The following is a 23,593-nucleotide window of genomic DNA, read 5'->3' on the forward strand; positions in this document are numbered from 1 at the left end:
GCCGTGACTGCTTTTGCATGGAAAGGTGTCAATAGCCAAGGCCGAACGCTAAAAGGCGTTCGCGATGCCGATTCGGCAAAAGCGGCGCGAGCGCTTCTACGCAAAGAAGGAATTCTCGTTACCCATGTACAAGAGCAGAATTCTCAAACACTCGCGGCAAGCAAAGACATCAATTTCAAGAAACTGTTTCAACGCATCTCAATAAGTGATGTTGCCGTTTCGACTCGCCTTTTAGCGACGCTGCTCAAGAGCGGGATTCCTTTGGTCGAAGCCCTCAATGCGCTCATCGAACAGCTTGAGAAGCCAGAGCTCAAAGCGGCCTTCAATCAAACGCGCGATAAGGTCAACGAAGGCATTAGCCTCGCTGAGGCACTAGCTGAGCACTCAAAAATATTTACTCCACTGTACATCAACATGGTAAGCGCCGGAGAGGCTTCAGGAACCTTGGAAGTTGTACTTGAACGATTGGCTGAGTTCTTAGAATCGCAAGCACGTCTTCGTGGGAAAGTCGTCAGTGCGATGGCCTACCCCATGTTTATGGGCCTCATGGGTTTTGCCGTCATCGCGTTAATGATGGTAGTCGTCGTGCCAAAAGTCACGTCAATCTTTGAAGACTTCGATCAAGTACTGCCGTGGTACACGCGCATGCTCATTGGGACAAGCCATCTCATCTCGGGTTACTGGTGGGCTCTGCTTGCTGTTTTCGGTGGTCTTTTTTATTGGTTTCGCCGTTGGAAGAGCACCGAGGAGGGACGCGAAAAATGGGATAGGTTTTTGCTACGCGTTCCACAAATTGGACAGCTCATTGTCATGATTGCAGTGACTCGTTTTAGCCGCACCTTATCGACTCTTCTTTCAAGCGGCGTACCCATGCTCAACGCCATGGACATCTCTCGGCGCGTGCTAGGAAATACAATCTTGATGAACGTCATTGAGGAAGCACGCACATCCGTCCGCGAGGGCGAAAGCATCGCCGGGCCCATCAAACGCAGTGGCCATTTCCCCCCCATCGTAACGCATATGATCGCTATCGGAGAACGTTCCGGGCACCTCGAAGACATGCTTGAAAACGTAGCCATGGCCTACGAAGATCAAGTTGACAACAAACTCACCATGCTTACCTCACTCCTGGAGCCCACCATGATTGCGCTAATGGGCGGGATTGCTGGAACGATAGCTTTTTCAATTCTCATGCCACTCATGAGACTCAACGAGTTCATAGGATAGCTTATGGTACGACGACACAAAGAACGTATTGCACTGCCATGGGAAGGCCAATTGGTCCGGCTTGGAGATTTGCTCGGAGGACGACGGCTACGAGTTCTTTTAATGTTCTGCCTAATTGGTGCTACTGTCATCTTTCTCAGCCACCATATTGAAGAGCGAAGTAGAATTCGAACAACTTGGGCTGTTATTCATCAAGTCGAGCAAGCCCTTTACAGCTATCGCATCGAGCAAGAGCGTTGCCCTCCATCCATATTGGATCTGATCGGCAAAGAACAAGATAACGAGTTTGGGCTTCGTGCCATCCCACGAGATGGTTGGGGCCGCGAGTTAAAAATTGTCTGTCCTAACAAAGAAAATGATGCAGGAGGCATTGTCGTGATGTCCGCTGGACCCAGTGGTTCATTTTTAGTCAACGACAACCTTTACTAGCAAAGGAGAAATAGTGTGATGAAAACAAATCAAAACCAACGCCAACACCAAAGTAGTCTTGAGGGCATGACGCTCGTTGAGATCATGGTGGTCATGGCCATTATCGCTCTCGTCGCAGCCGGTGTGGGCTTTGCGCTAATACCGCAGTTCAATAAAGCCAAAATCAAACAAACGACGGCAGATGTTCAAACCGTTCGCTCAGCTGCCATCATCTGGCTTTCTGACAACACAGGCTGTCCTAGCGTCGGAGAACTCATTGAGAACAAGTTTCTGGACCAAGGAGCAAGAACTCAAGATGCCTGGGGCAACGATTTTCGGATCGAATGCACATCCGATGACATCGAGGTTTCTTCCGGTGGACCGGACGGCGAGTTCGGTACTGAGGACGATATCAAGTAATGAAGAACGCGCAGGCCAGAAACTCAATGCTCGGGATGACCCTTATTGAGATTCTAATTGTCTTGGCTCTTGTGGCTGTCGCTGCAACGGGAATTAGTTTTTCCACCGGTGCAGCCACACGAAGCCGTCTGCGGTCAGCCTGCGTTCGCGTTTTATCAGCTTCACGCTTTGCGTACACCCGTGCGATTTCACAACAGAAGACCGTACGCATCGCTTTTGATTTTCAGAAAAACGTCTTTTCCATACAGGAATCCGACGGCACAGTGCTGCTAAACCAAGGCGATAAAAATGAAAGCGAAACCGAAACGAGCGACCCGTGGGCAATGGCACGTGCTCGCTTAGAAGGAACGTTTGACCCCAAACCCACGCCTTCGCCATTTCATCCCATAGCCGGTAGCGATGGAAAGCCCATCAAGCGCTACGCATCTCAAAAACTTGGCGCAAAAGGTCTTCGTTTTCTTCGTCTATTAGTTCCGCACTCGCCCATTCCCATTGAAGGCAGCAATGCTTCGGGCTCCATTTATTTCTTTCCGAACGGGCAGACTGAACACGCAGTGCTGCAGATTGGGAGCGAATCAGGCAACGACGTTTATTCCCTGGAACTACACCCTCTTACCGCTCGAGGCACCATTCATGCGGGCAAATATGTACCGACTACGGCTTTGACTCTGCGGAATCGTACTCCGAAGTTGAGGACAATTGTGATGCCCCTTCTCTGCAACTTCGGCCATCGTCTCATGCTGCACAAGGCTTTTCTATTTTAGAGGTCATGATTGCGGTAGCCATATTGGGCGTTTCTCTTACCGCTATTTTTTCAAGTGAAGCCGGAGCCGTACGGGTTGCAACACACGCAAAGAAAACAGTGGTAGCGACGTTATTGGCACGCTGCAAAATGGGCGAGATAGAAGAAAAACTTGCCAAAGAAGGCTTCCCCGCGATTTCAGATGACGATCGGGGTGATTGCTGTGAAGATGCAACGCCTGAAGGCTTTCAATGCGAATGGAAGATCACCCGCTTGGAGCTTCCGGATCCCGATATTAGCGGAAACTCCGCAAGCGAAGATAGTCTGAACGCCCCGCAAAAAGCTGATCTGCCGGGTAGCGACACAAAAGATAGCACCGATGTAGCGAGCCAGATGGGCAGCTTCGAGTCCGGAGGACTTACCGAAATGGCTATGCAATATGTATATCCGTTGCTGCAGCCCGCCATTGAAGAGCAGGTCCGGCGAGTTGAAGTTATCGTAAATTGGCAAGAAGGAAAACGTCCCACATCGTTTGAAGTCGTCCAGTATCTTGTTTCGGAAAACCCAACAAGTAACATTGCAACTGGCTTGCCTGCAAATCTTGGCACCACGGCAACTCCGACTGGCACGAGCTCTGGGGTTAGGCCATGATACAGGACGTTATCGTCACCAAAGACGTTCGTGTGCGGGGAATGACCCTGATCGAAGTGCTGATTGCTATTGGTATTTTATCAATCGTTTCAACCCTTGTGTGGCAAGGCTTCTCACAAACCACTCGAAACAAAAAGCGGATTGAAAATTCAATCGATCACTACCATGAGATGTCACTTTCCTTGGAGCGCATGGTTCGTGATTTGTCCATGGCCTTTGTTTCAGCTCAGATCAACCCAAGCCCCTCGCTGCAAACCATCCAAACGATATTTGTTGGCGATGATCGCGGAGATCGGGATCGGATCGACTTTACCTCTTTTTCCCACCAACGACTTTTTGCCAATGCGCATGAATCCGATATCAACGAGCTTTCCTATTTCCTTGCAGCCGATCCAGACAACCCCAGAAAGAAAGTCTTGGCGCGTAGGGAGCAACGCCGACCGGATGATCATCCACGCGAGGGTGGCGAATCGATGATTCTAATGCGGGATGTCATTGAATTTAACCTTGAATATCTCGATCCACTGAGTCACGAATGGGTTCGCGAGTGGGACACGATGCAAGCCACTGGCCAGCTCAACCGTCTGCCTTCGCAAGTTAAGATCACGCTTGCGATTGAAATGGACGAAGGCGAACGCAATCCAAAAAAACTTAGCCTAAGTACGAGAGCGTCACTACCACTTCGTTACGCCATTAACCATGCGATGTACAAACCATGACCTCTAACCCCAGCAAAAGACAAGCATCAAAAAAGAACAAGGGGTGGCCTTGGTAGTGGTGCTGTCAGCATTGCTATATTGGCGGTCATGGTGGCCGATTTACATGAAAACACGCATACTTTTTTTGTGTCGGCCAATGCCAAACGTGATGAGCTAAAAGCGGAGTATATGGCGCGAAGCGGCATCAATCTTACACGACTTTTGATCTCCACTGAGCCTTTAGTAAGACAAGCAACAGCTCCTCTTATCCAAATGATGACGCAACGCACACCTCCACAGCTACCTGTCTGGGAATATGCAACCGAAGCTTTATCGATGTTCTCCGATTTGGAAGGAGCCACTGCCGCCGCAACACAAATCGGCTTGGACCTTGGCTCTGCAGAAGGGTTGGGAAACGCCGGGGGAAGTTTTGAGATATTGGCCTGTGCCGAAAACCGTAAAATCAATGTCAACTCACCGCTCGCGTTGCAAGGAGAGCACGCAAGACAAAGTGTTGCCTCTCAAGTCTTTTCCCTTCTAGGAGGCTATCAAAGTCCAAGCCCATACGATCCACTTTTTAGCGGACGAGATGCAGATGGACAGTTTTCTTCTCGCCTTAATATCGTGGGTGACATTGTCGATTGGTGGGATTTTGACCAGCAAGCCACCAATTTTGATCCCGGAGCGCGCACTGTAACGAGTGCGGGAAGTGAAGATAACGTTTATCAGTCGCTTAAAGACCCTTACCAATCAAAAAATGCTCCCTTTGATTCGCTTGAGGAGTTACGTTTGGTTCGTGGCTTTAGCGATGAATTCTGGGCGACATTTGTAAGCCCAAAACCAGAAAACCCCTGTGAAGACCTTATGACTGTTTACGGAACAGGTTCCTTAAATCCTAACATGGCGAAGCCCGAAGCAATGCTTGCTACACTTTGTTCATACATTTCAGATCAGCCCCTATGCCTGGACACCATGGAGGGCGCCAAGTTTGTCCAGCTGGTAAACACCGTGCGGGGGATGTTCCCTATTCCCTGGTTTAGTTCGGCCACGGATTTTGTAAATTTTGTAGAGGGCAAAGGCAACCAGAACGATCTGTTCCCAACCCTCAAAAGCTTCTTAGGAGAAGACCCCTCGTTACTGTTTCGTCCCGTTACTATCAATCAAGATGTTCGTAAAAATTTGGAAGCTGCATTTACTACCGAGTCCTACCTTATCTTAATTCAATCGACAGGCAGCGCTGGCCGTTCTCGTGTTAGCATTCGCAGCGTTGTCAATTTTCACAACCGTTGGGCACCGCCGCCACCAAATACTGCGGTCATGCCTGCAACCGGGGTTATTCAATACTGGCGGGTTAACTGATGGCAAGAGTAATAGGAATTGATATTGACGCGCATAGCATCAAAGCGGTGTTACTACGAAGCTCACTTCGTAGTCACGAACTCCTCGCTTATGATGAAATCGTTCTCGACAAAGATCTCGTAAGCGATGAGCTAAAACGCAAAGCTATCTACGAGGGGCTCCGCGAACTTCAGCAGCGATTTTCCTCGGAGACCGACTCCGTCGTTTGCGCCATCTCTGGTGGGATCGTTTCCATGCGAACACTGAACTTTCCCAAGGTAGCGCTTCGTCACCTTGACGGCTTGGTTCCGAACGAACTTGAGGCTGAACTCCCCTTCGACATTGAGGAGGTTGTTTTTGACTATCAGAGTGTCGCAAAGGGGGACGAATCGTTGCAAGTGCTTGCAACCGCCGTTCCCAAATCCGCACTTGAAGACACCATTGAATTGTTCTCTTCAGCGGGCCTGAGTCCTCGCGAAATCGCAATCGGAGCGGCATCGCTTGATGGTCTAGCTCCACTGCTGGCTGATTTACGTGCACCCGGACCGATCGTTCTTGTTGATTTCCGAAATGCAGAAACGGATGTCTGCATCATTCAAAACGGTCATTGTGTCTTAGCGCGCACGCTTTCTCATGGAGTACGCAGCAGCCAGTCAAGCCCTGAGACGCTAGCGATGCAAATCAAACAAACCCTTGCCTCCTATCGAGCCTCAAACGGACTTTTGCCCGTTCAAGCCTATATTGTCGGAGAAGGAAGTACTCTTCCCAATGCCTCACGGTGGGTCTCGGAATTACTTCACATCCCGACCGACACCCTTTTATTGCCTGTGGCAAGCGGCCTTGAGGCCGAACAGACAACACGTTATGCGCGAGCTGCAGCGCTTGCGGCGAGGATTCTCGGGCGAGGGAAACGAATTAACCTCCGTTCCGGAGAATTCAGGCCTGAGCGAGCAACAAGCGTTTTGCGCGAACGAGCGGGTTTGCTCGCTGCTTGTGCGGTAGCTATCGTTGTATCCTTCGTAGTGTTTGCCTACGGACATTTACAACTGCTCGAGAACCAAAACGAAGCTCTGAAAATAGAACTCTCGCAGCTTAGTAAAAAAGTGTTTGATGACGAGGCCAGCGACCCAAAGCGCGCTAGAGAACTTTTGGAAGGACGCGGGCAAGGCAAAAACCCACTGCCCGAGATACGAGCGTTTGATATTATGGAATTTGTAAGTAACGCCGTCCCACCCAACATCGCGCATGACACCAGACAACTTCGCATCGAGCTCGGCATCGGTGGAGGGCGCGGACGCTTGGAACTCGAAGAATTCTAACGAATAACAGTGAGCGCGCGGAAGTCATCGCTAACCTAGGCAAGCACGAATGCAGTAAAGACCTCAATGAAGCAGGAACCTCCCCTGCCGGCGACGGTCGCATTCGTTACAAAGTCGAAGCAGACCTAAATTGTCCAGGGACGAGCGTTAGCACCGAAAGGAAAGGCAATGAATCTAACTAGTTTCATCGAAACGCCACGCCGCATGTGGGATGGGCTAAGTGATCGCGAACGCCGCCTCGTCGCTGCGTTAGGAGCTGTTTTTGCCGGGCTACTGATCTTTATTCCTCTTTTCTTGGTCCTGCAACAAGCCTCTTCGACCAGCTCCGAGAACGAAGAAATACGGAAAGTGTTGAAGGAGATCAATCAAAACCAAGGCATTCTTGAAAAGCGGGGAGCAGCCCGACGTGCAGCAGAGCGCCGATTTGCAACACGCGCCCCTGACCTAAGTGCCTTTCTAGAGGAGCAAGGCCAACGCGTCGGATTAACGGTCGCGCGAACCCAACCGCAACCCAATGCCGAGGTCCCCGGCTTTACACGTCGTGGTGTCAAAGTTGATTTACCGGATGTTCCACTCCGGCCCGCCGCAGAGCTAATTGCCGCCGTAGAGAACAGCCAGTACCCTGTTGCCGTCGATGAGATCCAGATATCTCACACACAAATGGGAGTGGATCGCTTTTCCGTAAAGCTAGGCGTTGTGGCTTTCGACAAACACCCCGAAAAAGAAAGTGCAAAGAGTGAACCTTGAACACTTAAAAAACCTTGCCAAAGAGTCCTTTGCTAGAGCCGTCGCCTACATTGCAAAGTCGCGGCGTCGCACGCTAATTGCACTTGGTGCTAGCTATCTATTTCTCTTTTTGCTGTTTTCCTATCTCTTGTTTCCGTACGGCCAGTTGAAAGACTTTGCTTTACAGGAGTTTCACTATCCTAGACTGCCCAACGGCGAACGTGGACGGAGCGCTTATATTCTTGAGGTCGATTCCCTCCGTCCCCACTGGTTTACTGGGGTTAAATTAAAGAATGTTCATTTCCGAAAAAGAACCACCATCAGCGATCAAGAAGCTTCCGGTTTTTCTGCCGATGCCGTAACCATTCATCCATCGATTCTTTCATTGCTTGTTGGAAAGAAAAGCGCCTCTTTTGATGTCGAATTAGGTGACGGAGAAATCGATGGGAGCTACTCGGGCCGTGAAGAAGGGTTTTCTCTTGACGCGGATATTGACGACGTCGACCTCAAAGAGCTCGCGCTGATCGAAAGCTTAATCGGATTACCATCCACGGGTCTCATCAACGGCAGCATCGAACTCAATGTTGCTAAAGAAGCGGCTGAGAACAACGGAGAAATCGAACTCAGCATCGAAGGGCTGAGTATTGGTGATGATAAAGCCGCGCTTAAAATCAAAGATGTCCCCCCTGGTATGAAGTTAGCAAAAATCGACGCTGGGGACCTCGAAGCCCACGTCAGCATCGAAAACGGTATAGGGAAGATTGACCAATTTCAAAGCAGCGGCAAAGACCTTGAGCTCCAAGGAAGCGGTGAGATTCGGCCACGCTTCCCTTTCAACCAAAGTGCGGTTAACGCGCTTGTTAAGTTCAAGTTTAATGATGCCTACAAAAAGAAGAACGACACGAACATTGGCCTCTTCATGATTCTTGATAACTTGCCGCAAATGAAGCGTGCCAAAACATCAGACGGATGGCTGCAGTACCGTTTGAGGGGCAATTTTACCCGATTGCGCCCTCTTCCTGACGGAAAAGCTCGTAATCCGAGCTAGCGAGCGACTCAAAAAAGGGGATGTTTTTGAGATGACTTCTAGAATAAAACGCCTCGTCGTGTGTTAATAGCGAGATAGCCCTATGAATTCATCCTCGAAAAGCCCCTCCTCTGAAGCTGAGCATCCAGGCAGCGCATCGCTTGCACTTCGGCCAAGCGATGCGCTGGGTCGATTTGACCCACTGCAAGCTTATATGCGTGAAGTGAATGCTTATGCCCTTCTGTCTCATCAGGAACAAAAAGAGCTCGCGGAACGGTACGTGGAAACAGGAGACTTGGATGCTGCGGCTCAGCTTGTTACGGCAAACCTACGCTTGGTTGTAAAGATTGCCTACGAGTACCGTCGTGCTTACAAGAATATTCTTGACTTGATCCAAGAAGGAAACATTGGACTCATGCAAGCCGTAAAAAAATACGACCCTTACCGCGGCGTAAAGCTTTCAACTTACGCAGCTTGGTGGATTAAAGCATATATTCTTCGTTTCATTCTTAACAATTGGCGTCTTGTAAAACTGGGCACAACACAAGCACAGCGAAAACTTTTCTTTAATCTCAACAAGGAAAAAGCCAAACTAACATCGATGGGTATCGAGCCTACCCATCAAGAAATCGCCAAACGGCTGAACGTTAAAGAAGCCGAAGTCGTTCAGATGGAGCGTCGACTGGGCGCTGGGGACCTCTCCCTTGATACTCCGATAGCGGGCAGCCAAGACGATGGCCGTGGCCAAAGCAGACTTGATCTTGTTCCCGATGATAGCTTGGATCAAGCAGACACCGTGCTGGCGGACGCACAAGTCGGTGAACAACTCCGGGCCGTATTGGACAGCTTCTCCTCGACTCTTAAAGACAAAGAGGCTGCTATTTTTAATAAGCGGTTGTTGGCCGATGACCCTTTGACCTTGCAGCAGCTCGGCGACGAATTGGAGTAAGTCGCGAACGAGTTCGGCAAATCGAGCAACGCCTACAAAACAAATTGAAAGTTTTCCTTCAGGAAAAGCTGGGAGAAACGGTAGTTGATATTATTGGCGAATAGATCTTATCCACGCGAAAACAATCTTCGAAGCCAGCGCGATGCTCTGTAAAGGGAAATTGTACGTCGTGGGGGTCCCTATCGGGAATCTCGAGGATATTACCTTTCGAGCACTGAAGGTTTTGAAGGAAGCTGACCTAATTGTTGCCGAAGATACGCGTCGAACTTCAATTTTGTGCTCTCACTATGCGATCACAACAAAGCTGCGGTCCTTTCACAGCTACAGCAGTCCCAAAACGCTGCAGTCCATCGTTTCCAGACTGTCAGAGGGCGAGAATATATGCCTCGTCACCGATGCGGGAACCCCTTCAGTAAGTGATCCGGGTACTGAGCTTGTTGCTGAGGCGCGAAAAGCAAACATCGAAGTGATTGCGATCCCGGGCCCTAGCGCTTTGACCGCCGCCGTATCGATTTGCGGACTGCAAGGGGATGGATTGCTTTTCCTAGGCTTTTTGCCTCGCTCAGGCACACGACGAAAAAAAGCCCTTGTCCGCTTAAGAAGCTCTCAAGAGTGCGTGGTCTTTTTCGAGTCACCGTTTAGACTCAAGGCCACGATTCAAGAACTTGCGAAGTGTCTGCCGGAGCGAAATGCAGCGATTTTTCGAGAGCTTACGAAGATCCATGAAGAAGCACTGGTTGGAAGTTTCCAGGAACTCGATGCTCGACTTCAGGAAGTGGAGCGCGTGCGTGGGGAAATCACCATTGTGGTAGAGCCTTCGACTAACGAGACAGGCGCTACCCCAGCACGCCTCGAGGATGACGAACTGCAAGAGCGCATCGAAACACTACAAAAAGAAGGGCTTTCAACCTCCGCTATGGCAAAATCTCTCGCGCTTGAAGACGGTCGCTCAAAGCAAGAGCTCTACGATTACATCGTACACATGAAAAAAACAGGCGAATCTGAATCGTAAATTTGCTTCATGGACTTGAACTGAATCTAAGCCTACACTTCAAGCGCATGCAGTGGACCGAAGATACAGTTGCCGGATTCTTTCTAGCCGCCACTTTGATGGGTAAAAAAGATGCGAAACACGTCAAAGCGTGGATCTGTTCTCAACAACATACTGCTATTGATTTCTTTTTTGATAACTATCGAAAAACGCCTGCGACCGATCGTCCGAAGATGTTGCGCAACATCGTTCTTACGCTCAACGCCGTCCCAAAAGACAAAGAAGCTCTTCACCCACGTGCGATGGCCCTGATCGCCTCGCGCATTGACGAGAGTCCCCAGGGAGGGTTGTCGAGCGCGCGCTTGCGCGACGTGAGCACTTCATGGACGGACGATTCTTGTATTCCCCGAAGCGGCTATAAGCCAAGCGCGGAATTACTCCGGGATCTGCGACGACTCTGTAGACAAGCAAACAAGCAGCCATGACATCAATTCGAGCACTAAAAACCCAAGGACGAATTATCAAGAAGGCGGAATTAGAAAGCCTCGAGCAGGCTGAACAAGCTATTAAGGATAGTGAAGCGTTTTGCAAAGCGCTGCGAGACAAAGCAGAACAAAGCGCTGAGGCCATCCGCAAACAAGCACGGAGCGAAGGCCTCGAACAGGGCCGCGCACAGGTCGCCTCGCAATTGCTAGTAGCTCAACAGCTCTATGCAAACACCTTGAATGACAGTGAAAAAGACATCGTTGCGCTTTGCATAAACATCGCGGCTCAAATCGTGCAAGATGAGATTGTTACACGGCCGGAGCACATCATCCCTATCGCAAAGCAAGCCATTGCGCAGGCCACCCAAGCCAAGCAACTTACGCTTGTCGTGCACCCTGACGATAAAAGCTATCTTAAAGGCCTTGTGCAAAAGCATGCCCCTGCGATTCACATCGAATGCGACGCGAGCATGAGCCGAGGTGGATGTGTCGTGTTGAGCAACATCGGTGATATCGATGCACGACTGGAAACACGTTTAAGCAATCTTGAACGACAACTACTAAAGAGCTAGCGCTATACTTGTGAAAAACAACTGGACATTGCCGCTTGCACTTATTGTGCTTACCTTTTTATCCACCCTCTACGTAGGGGCCGGAATGGAGGGGAGTCCAGGAAACATTCTGACTGGCTGGCCTTTTGCCTTACCACTTATGGCCATCCTCCTTGCGCACGAATTTGGCCATTACATCGCCGGCCGTATTCATCGCGTGCCTATCTCGCCTCCGTACTTTATTCCGGTCCCCTTCTTCCTATTGGGCACAATGGGTGCCGTTATTCACATGCGAGGACGGATCAAAACGCGCAATGCACTCTTAGATATTGGCGCGAGCGGACCCCTTGCCGGATTACTTGTCACCATGCCTGTACTCGTCTACGGCATTGCAACTTCAGAAATACGTGGCATGCCCGAGACCGGAAGCTACCTCATCGAAGGCCGTTCGCTATTCTACCTGCTTTGTCTCTATATTTGCCACGGCCCGCTACCGGCAGGACAAGACATCTGGCTAAACTCAACAGCTTTTGCAGGCTGGGCTGGGCTGCTCGTCACCATGATCAATCTTCTTCCCGTAGGGCAACTCGACGGCGGACACGTAGCTTACGCACTTTGGGGGAAGAGACAGAACAGCCGCTCGGAATTTATTCGACACCTGCTACCCTTCTTGGGACTGGTCATCTCATTGTGTTTTTGGACAGCGGCATACCTTCAGGGGATTCGTGGCGAAGCATTAATTCAGGAGTTTATGGCTGGGATGCATTGGGTGTTTTGGGCAGGGATCTTGTGGCTAATGACAAGACTATCTGGAAAAACCCATCCGCCCACCGATGATGACCAACTTTCTCCTAAGCGAAAGGCTATTGGTTGGTTAACCCTTTGTTTCTTTGTCCTGCTCTTTATGCCGTCTTGGATCCGTGTTGCATAGTGTTTGTTTAAGAAAGTCCTGAGCCACCTGGCTTGGTCTTGATTCCGCTTGCTTCCGCCCCCTAGACCTTGGAATTAAGCTAGGCTCCTGTAGGCTGCGATTCTATGATCCTAAAAATTGCACAAATTGGCGAACCCGTTCTCAGAAAGACCGCGGATAAACTCAGCATCGAAACACTCCTTAGTGAAGAGACACAAAGTTTCATCGACTCGCTAGTCGAAACGATGCGTCATGCGAACGGAGCCGGGCTTGCGGCCAACCAGGTCTTTATGCCTTTGCAAATCTGTGCCATCGAAGTCCACAACAACCCACGCTATCCTTACAAGCCCAACATTCCGCTCACTGTGCTTGTCAATCCAATCCTTAGCCCTCTCGACGACGCAACTTTCATAAACTATGAGGGCTGTTTAAGTGTACCGAATCTACGAGGAGAAGTGCCCCGTTATATCAAGCTCAGAGTGCAAGCCTGGGATCGACACGGTGGTCCCATCGATGAGGTCGTTCACGGTCTGAAGGCTGCTACCTTTCAGCATGAGGTCGACCACCTCAACGGTAAGCTTTTCCTCGACCGCGTAGAGAACACCGCAAGTCTTTGCACATGGGAAAACTTTGAAAAATTTCATGCCTTGAGCTTTATCAAACGCGCCAAAGCCTTGGTCGAACAAACTGGAAGCTAAACTATTGTGACAACCGGAAACAGAATTAACTACGAAGAGCAAATCAGTGGGTTTAGTCAGGAGATATCCAAACGGGGCAAGAGACTAACCCAGCTTATCGCTCCACGGCTGCTTCTTTTTCTAGCGGCCATTGTTTTCCTTGTCATGTGGCGAGTCCAGGATTCGCACGTCTACTTCAATGCCGCCGTGCAAGTTTTAGTTTTTTTCCTCGCTTTGGGCGTATGGATGTCACGTTTGCGCCAGCACAAAGCAAGCTACGAGAATAGAAAGGCGCTTGCTGAAAAGCATCTGGCCAGAACCAATTCCGATTGGCTCAATTTTAAACAAACGGGACAGGAATGCCTTCCACTCTCGCATCCCTACGCCTACGACATTGATTTGGTTGGACGCGGAAGCCTCGTTCAGAAGTTTTGCACAGCACACACCTTAGGTGGAGTCCGGACCTTTATCAGCTGGCTGAGCGCACCATCTTCAAAACGCGTCATTGAAAACAGACAACAAGCAGTAAGGGAGCTAGTCACCGCTGGAGGATTCAGGCTTGAGCTTGAACACCTTGGAAGTTTTAAGCGCAAGGAGCCTCTCGACGAAGCCCCTTTTCTTAAATTTCTCCAAGACTCGACATCAAATGAAGCCTACGTCAAGCTCGCGCGGTTCGCTTGGATAATACCTGCTGTGAACGCACTGATCTTCGCTTTGGTTAGCTTTGGAAGGTTACCTGCTTGGTGTTTTTATCTGTCTGCCATTGTTCAATTTGTAATTGGATGCGTTTTGCAAAAACGGCATCCGCAGAACTCGATTGGCTCAATGCGAGTATTGGTTTCGCAGACTCTTACGAAAACCTTTTTTCTCTCGTTATTCGACAATCTTTCCAGTCCCCCTTGCTGTCTGACCTTCAGAAAAGTCTCAGTGACGGTCGTTCGCCGCTTAAGGCACTACGTCGCCTTGTTTCATTTGCAGAGCTGCGTTTCCAAGGGCTGCTGCATGTCTTTTTGGATCCGATTTTGCTATGGGATTATCAGACCTGGGGGCATCTAAACCGTTGGAAAAAGCAGCATGCAGAGCAGGCAGGCAAGTGGTTTCAAAGCATCGCAGACATCGAGGCCTTGTCTTCTCTTGCAACTTTAGGCGCACTTGATCAGCATAGTTGCTTCCCTACGATCAGCGGCAGCGATAGCTCTTGGGCAGCACAAGGACTAAACCACCCACTCCTTCCCGCTGGGGTTTGCATCGAGAACGACCTCGTTATAGACGGCGCAAGCTCATTGATCATCGTAACCGGATCCAACATGGCAGGAAAGAGCACGCTTCTTCGAGCTATTGGCCTGAACACCGCGCTTGCTCTTGCTGGCGGACCTGTGTGCGCACAGCAAATGCAACTACCGATATGTCTTCTTCGCTGTAGCATGCGGATTCAAGACTCTCTTCAAGCCGGAGCAAGCTATTTCCATGCGGAGCTAGAACGTTTGGCGCTCGTACTAGCCAACACGCAAGAGCAATTGCCGGTCCTGTTTTTACTCGATGAGCTTCTTAAGGGAACAAACGCCGCTGCGCGCACTGAAGGATCCATTCGGATACTGAACCGTTTGTTGGAGCGAGGTGCTATGGGCCTGATTGCCACCCACGACACCGAACTCGTTTCACTCGAAAACCAATCGCAGTTTAGAATAAAGAACGTGCACTTTACCGACGTCATGGTAGGGGAAGAGATGCGGTTTGACTACAAACTCCGACAAGGCCCCGTCAAAAGCAGCAACGCTCTACGGCTCGTGGATGAGCTTTTAGCTGGCTCGTTTGTGCCGGAAAAGGCATCGAAAAAAAGCTAGTTAGTTTTGCTTCATTGTTCGCCTTTTTTGTTATAATCCAAAAGTGTCCATCGAAGGGATTCTGCAGCTTTCCTCTGCCGTGAACGATCAAGAGCGCCGAAACCTTTGGCGCCAGTCGATGGCTTCCTTGGGCGCAGCTGCGTTAAACCAGAGACTCGTTCCCCTTGAGGGGTTTTCCCCAGAAAGCGTGCAAGCTTTTGTACGAAGCGCGCTTGAGCACAACCTTATTGACGACCTAGAGTGGCTTTCTGCACCGGCAGCTGCAGTGGCTTTGTATGAACTCGCTGCAGCAGTACCCGTGGGGACCGAAAGGCATCAACTGGGTCGTCGCGTCGCTTTTCGTTTGCATGAAAGCGACGCTTCAACTTTCGTGGCCCTTGCAACTTCTTTGGCCATGGGATCGCGACATGGCCTCAATACCGAAGCAGCCCAAACGCGCGTCGCCCTCGCACTGGATTTACCTTTAGGCAATGATGCTCAGGTCGATGCTCTAGCTCTTGCCTTGATTTCAAAAAAGGAACTTGAAAGGCAATGGCTAAGCATCCCTTCGATGGGATCGCTGCCCTCACGGCGGCTCGCAGCACGCCTTCTTGAACGAGCCGCGCGACAAGCAGCCATGAAGGCTAGCCAAGGCGACATCGTTGCCCTAAGCGCCTTTGAATCACACGAAGTCAAAAGCGCATGGCAGCGCCTACTTTGGGATCGAGAATCATTGGTTTGGTCGCACGTTGCCGCCGCCCGCGGTCTTCTCTCAAGCAGCGTCTCTTCTCTACAGAACGATATTGATCGCGGCCTTCGTCCCACGGCAGGTATTGGCGATTTACGCAAATCGGCTGCTTCACTAGCTGCAAGCTTAGCAGTCCGGCCGAAACAATCGTTGGAGCGATGCACTTCTCTTTTGGAAAGCAACCTTCTTAAAAAAGATCCGGGTATTTCTGCCGCCATGGTACTTGGCATTCCTCGCTCGGTTGAGGTCGAGCCTGAAGCGGCAGAACGACTGCTGGAGAAAATTGTTGAAAAAGCCGATGCTTATACTGCCGAAGCGATGATCGAGCTGCGACAACAGATCGGAGGCGCAGATTTTGGCGCAAAAGCTTTCTCATCGATGCAGCAGAAACTACGCGCAGAGCTGGAGACCCTGCCTTCCGATGATCCAGCAAAAAGGCGCTTTACCATTGTCTCATTGAGGAACTTGGCGCCGAGCAACGGCCACTTTCAGCCAGCATTCACGACCATCTAAAGCGCGCCCTTCGACAGTTTTCCGAACAGGGAGCGCGAGATGCCCACAAGAATGCGATCCAAATTCTGGATCGAATCTCGCTGGTTGTCGATGAGCTTCAAGACATCGACCCAAACGATCCGGCGCAACTCCCTTCTGCTTTCGCTCGGATGCGCAATCTCGACAACGGTTTATTAAAACGCACAACCCTTCGTGAGTTGCTTAAGCTCGGCGCAAAAGAGAGCGCTCCGAAACTTATTGAAAAACTCGACATGCACCTGGTTCGCTTTCACAGCTGGTTGATCAAACACGAAACGCAGAACGACACCACCGAGCAGAGCATGCATCTGAGCTGGCACCAAAACCGTCTTCGCACACTGCTTCACCTCATCGACACAGACATCAGCTCTCCAGAACGAAAACCCGATCCGGTTGCTAGCAAAAGCATCCGCTCAAAAAAACAAGGTGAATCATGGCCCATCTCACTTGAACGCGACGTGCGAAGCATCCGCATACATACGGTACGGCTGTTTTTGAGACACGTTGAAGCAAAACCGGCAAAGCACCTCAAACGTATTCTTCTTGCCACCCTTACCCGTGCCTGCGATGCATTGGTACGCGACGACATGTGCGAAGTGTCGGATATTCTGTTTGCACTTTTTGATTCACTTGAAGACGCTCAAAGCCTTGAAGTTATCTCCGAAGCATCCATGCTACCGGACATAAAAGCCCCCACAACCCACTATGCCAAACTTCTTCACCATATTATTCAAAGCCGTAGGGGATCTGCGGGTTCAATCAGCACTGCGCTTGACGGGCTTACCGATCTCGCATTTAGCCTAAAAACAGGCTCTCCACGAGTCGAGGCCATGCGTGCCGGAATGCTAAGCCTGTCTTCAGCTCTTGAAGCAGTTACCGTCTGCCCTTCCCTTCGGGCTCTTGTTTTCGATCGCTCAGCAAGTCCGCTTACGATGCTGGCCCAAGGCACTGAGACACTAAGCCAGATACGCATTGGCGCTCACCGGCGTTTGGGTTTGCGGCAGATCGAAAGCTCGAGTGACATCAGCAAAAGCATTCGAGCACTTGATCTGTTTATCGAACAGACACTCAAAGAGGACAATCCAAAAGCCTTACAAGATGAAGTAACCAAAGTCGCACAACGGATGTCTCGAGCACTACCCCAAGCAGTGGGTGATATCGCGGCAACGGTACTCTTGAGGATTGCCGGAAAAGAGAAGGAAACCTCTGCCAAAGCAGCCCCTCCGCCAGTACCTCAACATGCCAAAGCTCCTTCGCTGCCTCCATGGCTTCCTCCAAGCCGCACCTTGGGAGGATTCTATGTGATAAAAAAACTTGGCGACGGGGGCGTGGCTACGGTGTTTGTAGCCAAACGTAGTGAAGAGCGACACAGTCCAACCGCTTCGCAGTACGCCCTTAAGATCCCAGAATACACAGGAAGCGCTTCTCGAACACTCTCGGAAGGAGAGTTCTACAACATGTTTCGTGAAGAAGCTGGAGCTCTACTCACACTCCCAGAAAGCCCTCACCTTGCACGCTTTGTTACCTTTGATGCCGGAGTGCGCCCTAAACCTATTCTGGTGATGGAACTGGTTGAAGGTATTAATCTGCAACGCGTTATTCAAATGCACGACCTGAGCATCAAGTCAGCCTTTGCTATTCTCGATGGGATTGCCGCAGGACTGAGTGTTCTACACAACTCTGAAATGGGTCATCTCGATATTAAACCTTCGAATGTGATTCTACGCGATTCAAGGAAAAGGTCAGAAGACAAAGTCATGCCGGTCTTAGTTGACTTTGGTTTGGCGGGCAGGCGCCTCAGACCCGGTTGTGCCACCGGTGAGTATGGTGCACCGGAGATATGGGGACTCGTTCCAGAGGGATATGAGCCCAAACCACAAGCCGCCGATGTCTACGCCTTTGCCTGCCTTAGCTTTGAAGTCCTTTCAGGCACGACTTTGTTCGAAGCTGAAAGCGAAATCGCCACGATTACTCAGCACATTAGTCATCAAGGTATGCCGGAGAAACTTAGATCTTGGGCACAGAGCCCTCTTAGGGAGCCTCTCGCCAATGTACTCTTTGGGGCCCTGCAACCCGATCCGCGAGCTCGAATTAACATCGATCAGTTTCGCAGCGAACTTGCTCGTTGCCTAAACCACGTCATGGACCGGAAATGGCCTTTATAGCTGTTTTTCGGCAATTTTAGCAGCCTACTGTCCATCTTAGCGCTGTCCTCTACATAGAGATAAGGCCGCGAACGCGAGCTCCGGGGAGCAGTTACACTCAGAAGAGAAAAAAACGTCAATTCCTTCGGTACAAGTGGACCAGACTATGCTAGCAAGCCCAGTGAAATAGGGTTCTTCTAAACTCATAGAAGACTCTCAATCACAAGATACGAACTGAAACCCACCACACGTGAAGCAGAGGTCGTTGTCATGACCACCGAACAACTTGAAAACGTCGTCATCCGCTTTACCGGCGACTCCGGCGACGGCATGCAACTCACCGGTACAGAATTCACCAAGACCAGTGCAATTGCAGGGAACGATTTAGCAACTTTTCCTGATTTCCCTGCCGAAATACGCGCCCCCGCCGGAACGCTTGCAGGCGTCTCTGGCTTCCAAATTCATTTTTCAAGCAACGCCGTATTTACGCCCGGCGATGCGGTTGATGTCCTCGTCGCAATGAACCCCGCTGCCCTAAAAAGCAATCTTGCCGATCTTAAAGAAGATGGTGTGCTAATCCTAAACAGCGAAGGGTTTAACAAACGTAACCTCGAGCGCGTCAACTACGACAAAGACCCTCGCCAGGACAGCAGCCTAAGCAAGTACCGTGTTTTTGACGTTGACATTACAGGGATGACACTCAAGGCCATCGAGGAACTCAAGTTAAACCAACGCTCGGCCGTGCGGTGCAAAAACTTCTTTGCACTGGGCTTGGTGTACTGGATGTTTAATCGTGATCCGAAACACACGATTGAATGGGTCGAGAAAAAGTTTGCAAAACAAGAAACAATAAAGAATGCAAATATCTATGCCCTTAAAGCAGGCTATGCTTTTGGCGAAACCTCAGAAGTCTTCACGCACAACTACATCGTCAAAAAGGCAGATATCCCTAAAGGGCGTTATCGAAATATTTCCGGCAACGAAGCTCTAGCGCTAGGCATGATGGCCGCCGCTGAACTCAGCGGTCTAGAGCTCTTTTTGGGCTCCTATCCCATCACACCAGCCTCCGATGTCCTGCACTATCTGTCACGGCAAAAGAAATTCGGCGTTAAAACCTTCCAAGCAGAGGATGAAATTGCAGCAATCAGCGCAGCAATTGGAGCAAGCTTTTGTGGCTCTCTGGCTGCCACCACAACCAGCGGTCCCGGACTAGTGCTCAAAGGTGAAGCCCTTGGCCTGGCCAACATGCTTGAACTTCCTTTGCTGGTGATTGATATCCAACGTGGTGGCCCAAGTACCGGACTGCCAACGAAAACAGAGCAAGCAGACCTTATGCTTGCCCTACACGGACGAAACGGCGAGTCACCTTTGCCCATCGTTGCCGCCAAAGGCCCAGGCGATTGCTTTTACGCCGCAATCGAAGCCGCGCGCATTGCCGTTACACACATGACTCCCGTTATTTTGCTTTCGGACGGATACATTGCAAATGGCGCAGAACCTTGGCCCATACCTTCGATGCAAGATATTCCCAAAATCGATGTTCAGTTTAGAACCGAGGTTGAAGGGTTCCAGCCTTATCTGCGTGATCCCAAAACCCTTGCACGGCCATGGGCCATACCCGGCGTTCCAGGTCTTGAACATCGTGTTGGCGGTCTTGAGAAACAAGATGTCACCGGTACGGTCAGCTATGATCCCCAGAATCACGAGCACATGATCAAAACCCGCGCCGCCAAGGTTGCAGCGGTAGCCGACAGTTTGCCTCCCACTGAAGTGGACGGTGATCTTGAAGGCGATTTGCTCATTGTCGGTTGGGGAAGCTCTCATGGAGCTATCGAAGCCGCACTACCCGCTCTTCGTTCCAACAACAAAAAAGTAGGACATATCGGCCTTCGCTATCTCAATCCGCTTCCCAAGGACCTCAAAGAAATCTGCGGCCGCTATCAAAACGTCCTCGTTCCAGAACTCAATATGGGTCAACTCTCTAAGCATCTACAAACAGAGCTTGGACTAAAAGTCGCCGAGTACCACAAAGTCCAAGGGAAACCTTTCCGAGTCATCGAAATCATTGAAGCCGCAAAGCGCGTGTTGGAGGCTAACTAATGGACAGTCTACCTGTTATCAATCACACCGATCCAAGCACACTCAGCAAAGCAGATTTTACTTCCGATCAAGATGTACGTTGGTGCCCTGGCTGCGGAGACTACTCCATTCTAGCCCAAGTGCAGCGTACCCTTCCGGAGCTCAACATACCGAGAGAAAATTACGTCTTTGTTAGTGGCATCGGCTGTTCATCTCGCTTTCCGTACTACATGAACACATACGGCATGCACAGCATTCACGGTAGAGCACCAGCCATTGCCACCGGGATCAAGGCAGCGCGACCTGATCTGTCAGTATGGGTTATCACTGGAGATGGCGACAGCCTTTCGATCGGTGGAAACCATTTTATTCACGTGATGCGTCGAAACGTTGATTTGCAACTCATGCTTTTCAACAACCGCATCTATGGAATCACAAAAGGTCAATACAGTCCCACTTCCGAGCAAGGAAAAATCACGAAATCAACCCCAATGGGCTCCATCGATCATCCAATCAATCCTGTGGCCATCGCCCTCGCTGCAAATGCCACCTTCGTGGCTCGCACCATCGACGTCGAAGCCAAGCACCTGCAAAGCATGATCAAGCGCGCCGCGGAGCATCGCGGCACTTCCTTCATCGAAGTCTACCAAAACTGCAACATCTTCAACGATGGAGCCTTCGCGCCTCTATCTGAAAAGGCAAGCAAAGCCGATCACCTTTTATACCTTGAGCACGGCAAGCCTATGCGCTTCGGAAAAAACAACGAAAAGGGAATTGCAATGATCGGCGGATGTCAGCCTGCTGTTGTCGACGTTCAAAGCCACGGAGAAGAAAATCTTCTCGTGCACGATGAGCAAAGCGAGTTTATCGCTCTGATGCTAAGCCGTTTTGTGCGCTCCGAGTTCCCTACCCTGATTGGTGTCATTCATGCGGTAGAGCGTCCCACCTACGATTCAATGATGGCCGAGCAACTGAAACAGGCTCAACAAAAAGGCAAAGACACTATCCAAGCACTTCTTGATCGAGGCGATAGCTGGGAAGTCACCTAGAGGCTACAACAATACGCGGTCGTCTTTGTGCGCTTCGAGATCCTGTTCACGGTCTTTGCCTTGGTATTTGATGACAGCGCGATCATAAGCGGCGACTAAGTCCCGTCTGCTTATAGCTCCGCGGATTTTTGTTCGGTCGCCATCCTCAACCACCACCAATTGATCTCGCTTGCTTTCCACAATTTTTCGCATTGCGGAATATAGTGTTTCATTGATATTTAATAGTGGAGCACTCGACATGAGGTCCGATGCCACCACGCGGTCACGCTCTTTGTCGCTTGCCATGGCAATTGCATGTCTGACACGTCGATTGTCAATAATGCCATGAAGACGCCCTTCTTCATCCACCACGGGAAAGACATCCTGATCACTGTGGCCATAGGCTTCAATAATTTCTCGCATCGACGCTTTGGGGCGAATAAAATAGGCCGGTTCGTGATCGGGATCTTTTAGCGCATCACGCACCGTGAGATTCTTCAGTACAGCACCCAGCATTTCTTCTAGATGCACAGGGATTTTGAGCGACTGGCAACTTGGGCGCGATAAATCGTTGAGCGTCTTACTAGCAAAAAGGCGATGATGGTCACCCACATCGTCGGAACAAGTAAATCGTAACTACCCACCATCTCACTCACCATAATGATGGTCGAGATGGGGGTATTAGCTGCAGCAGCAAAAAAACCGGCCATCCCCACAATCACAAAGGCACCAGCTGGCGCATCATGCCAAGGAATATAGTGCTGCACGAGTTGTCCAGTTAGACCACTCAACGCCGCGCCAATAACGATTGCAGGACCAAACACACCACCACTTTGCCCAGAACCAATTGTAAGCGAGGTCGTTGTGATCTTGCCGAGCACCACTACACCAAGAAAGGTCCACGGCACTCTTCCATCCAGAGCTTGCTGAACCACACCGTATCCAGAGCCCATAACTTCGGGGAGAAAAAAGGCAAAGAGGCCAACGCCAAGGCCACCAATTGCTGGCTTGAGATAGGGAATAATTTTCCATCCGCGGAAAAAATCATGCACAGCATAGAAGGTCACCACGTAAAGTTTAGCTCCCATGGCCACCACAATGGCAAGAATGGTGTAGGAAAATAGCTGAAGCGGATCATCGAAGGCCTGGATATGCGCTTTGAATAACGGGGATACACCAAAGGGTATCGTAAAGACGGTATAGGAAATAATTGAAGCGATCACCGCAGGAACAATTACCTCGAACTCAAGATCCATCTCTTTATAAAGCACCTCAGCAGCAAACAAGGCGCCGGCAAGGGGCGCGCGAAAAATCGCACCGATGCCTGCTGCCATACCCGCAACCATGAGGATCCTGCGATTACGTGCACTCAGTTTAAGGAGGTCGGCTGTCGCAGTTCCCAGGCCAGCGCCAATCTGAGCGATGGGCCCCTCTCGACCGGCCGATCCAGCGGTCCCCAAGGTAATCACCGAGGTGATTGTTTTTACGAGAGGAACTCGATAGCGAATGCGTCCGTGGTGGTTGTGATACGCATCAATAGCAGCATCGGTACCATGACCTTCTGCTTCCGGCGCAAAATAGTAAATTATCAAGCCTCCGACTAAGCCGCCGATCACCGGCAAAAATGCAAGTCGCCATGGATGAAAGGCTTCCATCCCAGGTGCCCAAAGCCCTCTATCGACCGCGGCTTCACTTGGTCGAAAACCCGCATAGGAGTTAAGCAAGGTGTATTTCGCAACGGTCGTTAGCAACTCAAACAATACGGCTGCACCACCCACAAAAAAACCAACCAGGGCACAAAGCAACAACAGGCGTCCGACATGTTGAGCGCGCCCTACTGGAACAGCATTCTTCGTTAATTCCCTTATCTGCATGACTTCACATCATCTCGCTACCACGTTCACGAACTAACACATCTGAGCTTACGCACCCAAAAAAGGGCGGAAACGACTGAACCGCAAGGCCGCGTCCTGCACAGTATACCTGTACGATCTTTTTGAATGCGCTACTAGGGCGATGCTATAGCAACTCCCTCAAACAGTGTCCAATGGTATTGTACATCGAAAAAACCTCTAATTCTCTGCTCTCGGCCAGCGTGTGCGAGCACAACCATTCTCCAAT

Annotated in this window: 22 protein-coding genes and 1 pseudogene; 21 read left to right on the top strand and 2 right to left on the bottom strand. The window is 50.4% G+C overall.

Annotation, left to right across the window (positions count from 1 at the left end):
• Window positions 1–3 precede the first annotated feature (3 nt).
• The 21 genes and pseudogenes from gspF to IPJ88_15240 all read left to right on the top strand — a co-directional run bounded on the left by gspF (window position 4) and on the right by IPJ88_15240 (window position 21,493).
• Window positions 4–1,227, top strand: a complete 1,224-nt coding sequence (gene gspF, locus IPJ88_15140; protein QQR89515.1) for a type II secretion system inner membrane protein GspF — start codon at window positions 4–6, stop codon at window positions 1,225–1,227.
• A gap of 3 nt (window positions 1,228–1,230) precedes the next feature.
• Window positions 1,231–1,656, top strand: coding sequence for a hypothetical protein (locus IPJ88_15145; GenBank protein ID QQR89516.1), 426 nt, complete (start codon window positions 1,231–1,233; stop codon window positions 1,654–1,656).
• 15 nt (window positions 1,657–1,671) lie between these two features.
• Window positions 1,672–2,055 (top strand): type II secretion system protein GspG, encoded by a 384-nt coding sequence (locus IPJ88_15150; GenBank protein ID QQR89517.1) that lies wholly within the window; start codon window positions 1,672–1,674, stop codon window positions 2,053–2,055.
• Window positions 2,055–2,819: a prepilin-type N-terminal cleavage/methylation domain-containing protein gene (locus IPJ88_15155; GenBank protein ID QQR89518.1), complete on the top strand. Its 765-nt coding sequence runs from the start codon at window positions 2,055–2,057 to the stop codon at window positions 2,817–2,819. Before IPJ88_15150 ends, IPJ88_15155 begins: the two co-directional genes overlap by 1 nt.
• A 5-nt stretch (window positions 2,820–2,824) precedes the next feature.
• Window positions 2,825–3,448 carry a hypothetical protein gene (locus IPJ88_15160; protein ID QQR89519.1) on the top strand — a complete coding sequence of 208 codons (624 nt, stop codon included), beginning with the start codon at window positions 2,825–2,827 and terminating at the stop codon, window positions 3,446–3,448.
• A complete protein-coding gene (locus IPJ88_15165; protein ID QQR89520.1) occupies window positions 3,445–4,167 on the top strand; it encodes a prepilin-type N-terminal cleavage/methylation domain-containing protein in 723 nt (240 codons plus the stop codon). The genes IPJ88_15160 and IPJ88_15165 overlap by 4 nt, the downstream gene beginning before the upstream one ends.
• Window positions 4,168–4,254: 87 nt before the next feature.
• The gene (locus IPJ88_15170; protein ID QQR89521.1) at window positions 4,255–5,505 is read left to right on the top strand and encodes a general secretion pathway protein GspK; all 1,251 of its coding nucleotides are present in this window, start codon (window positions 4,255–4,257) and stop codon (window positions 5,503–5,505) included.
• Complete coding sequence (pilM, locus tag IPJ88_15175) at window positions 5,505–6,803, top strand: pilus assembly protein PilM (protein QQR89522.1); 1,299 nt, start codon at window positions 5,505–5,507, stop codon at window positions 6,801–6,803. Before IPJ88_15170 ends, pilM begins: the two co-directional genes overlap by 1 nt.
• A gap of 168 nt (window positions 6,804–6,971) precedes the next feature.
• A complete protein-coding gene (locus IPJ88_15180) occupies window positions 6,972–7,550 on the top strand; it encodes a type II secretion system protein M (protein QQR89523.1) in 579 nt (192 codons plus the stop codon).
• Window positions 7,540–8,577, top strand: coding sequence for a type II secretion system protein GspN (gene gspN / locus IPJ88_15185; GenBank protein QQR89524.1), 1,038 nt, complete (start codon window positions 7,540–7,542; stop codon window positions 8,575–8,577). The genes IPJ88_15180 and gspN overlap by 11 nt, the downstream gene beginning before the upstream one ends.
• Window positions 8,578–8,659: 82 nt before the next feature.
• Window positions 8,660–9,609 (top strand): annotated as a pseudogene (locus tag IPJ88_15190) (RNA polymerase factor sigma-32).
• A 65-nt stretch (window positions 9,610–9,674) separates the two neighbouring features.
• Window positions 9,675–10,517, top strand: a complete 843-nt coding sequence (gene rsmI, locus IPJ88_15195) for a 16S rRNA (cytidine(1402)-2'-O)-methyltransferase (GenBank protein ID QQR89525.1) — start codon at window positions 9,675–9,677, stop codon at window positions 10,515–10,517.
• Window positions 10,518–10,564: 47 nt separating this feature from the next.
• Window positions 10,565–10,981: a hypothetical protein gene (locus IPJ88_15200; GenBank protein QQR89526.1), complete on the top strand. Its 417-nt coding sequence runs from the start codon at window positions 10,565–10,567 to the stop codon at window positions 10,979–10,981.
• Entirely contained in the window at window positions 10,978–11,553 is a 576-nt protein-coding gene (locus IPJ88_15205; GenBank protein ID QQR89527.1) for a hypothetical protein, read from the top strand. Before IPJ88_15200 ends, IPJ88_15205 begins: the two co-directional genes overlap by 4 nt.
• A 10-nt stretch (window positions 11,554–11,563) precedes the next feature.
• Window positions 11,564–12,463: a site-2 protease family protein gene (locus IPJ88_15210; GenBank protein QQR89528.1), complete on the top strand. Its 900-nt coding sequence runs from the start codon at window positions 11,564–11,566 to the stop codon at window positions 12,461–12,463.
• A 104-nt stretch (window positions 12,464–12,567) separates the two neighbouring features.
• Window positions 12,568–13,140, top strand: a complete 573-nt coding sequence (gene def / locus IPJ88_15215) for a peptide deformylase (GenBank protein QQR89529.1) — start codon at window positions 12,568–12,570, stop codon at window positions 13,138–13,140.
• A 761-nt stretch (window positions 13,141–13,901) separates the two neighbouring features.
• Window positions 13,902–14,963 (top strand): hypothetical protein, encoded by a 1,062-nt coding sequence (locus tag IPJ88_15220; protein QQR89530.1) that lies wholly within the window; start codon window positions 13,902–13,904, stop codon window positions 14,961–14,963.
• A gap of 43 nt (window positions 14,964–15,006) precedes the next feature.
• Window positions 15,007–16,203 (top strand): hypothetical protein, encoded by a 1,197-nt coding sequence (locus tag IPJ88_15225; GenBank protein ID QQR89531.1) that lies wholly within the window; start codon window positions 15,007–15,009, stop codon window positions 16,201–16,203.
• Window positions 16,204–16,352: 149 nt separating this feature from the next.
• The gene (locus IPJ88_15230; GenBank protein ID QQR89532.1) at window positions 16,353–18,386 is read left to right on the top strand and encodes a protein kinase; all 2,034 of its coding nucleotides are present in this window, start codon (window positions 16,353–16,355) and stop codon (window positions 18,384–18,386) included.
• Window positions 18,387–18,635: 249 nt separating this feature from the next.
• Window positions 18,636–20,465: a 2-oxoacid:acceptor oxidoreductase subunit alpha gene (locus IPJ88_15235; protein ID QQR89533.1), complete on the top strand. Its 1,830-nt coding sequence runs from the start codon at window positions 18,636–18,638 to the stop codon at window positions 20,463–20,465.
• A complete protein-coding gene (locus IPJ88_15240; GenBank protein QQR89534.1) occupies window positions 20,465–21,493 on the top strand; it encodes a 2-oxoacid:ferredoxin oxidoreductase subunit beta in 1,029 nt (342 codons plus the stop codon). The genes IPJ88_15235 and IPJ88_15240 overlap by 1 nt, the downstream gene beginning before the upstream one ends.
• A gap of 3 nt (window positions 21,494–21,496) precedes the next feature.
• On the opposite strand, the gene IPJ88_15245 is transcribed toward IPJ88_15240, so the two are convergent.
• Together IPJ88_15245 and IPJ88_15250 are read right to left on the bottom strand one after the other, a co-directional pair.
• Complete coding sequence (locus IPJ88_15245) at window positions 21,497–22,003, bottom strand: CBS domain-containing protein (protein QQR89535.1); 507 nt, start codon at window positions 22,001–22,003, stop codon at window positions 21,497–21,499.
• Complete coding sequence (locus IPJ88_15250; GenBank protein QQR89536.1) at window positions 21,994–23,346, bottom strand: chloride channel protein; 1,353 nt, start codon at window positions 23,344–23,346, stop codon at window positions 21,994–21,996. The genes IPJ88_15245 and IPJ88_15250 overlap by 10 nt, the downstream gene beginning before the upstream one ends.
• Window positions 23,347–23,593: the final 247 nt, after the last annotated feature.

This window comes from Myxococcales bacterium (assembly GCA_016699535.1).
Classification (GTDB): domain Bacteria; phylum Myxococcota_A; class Polyangia; order Polyangiales.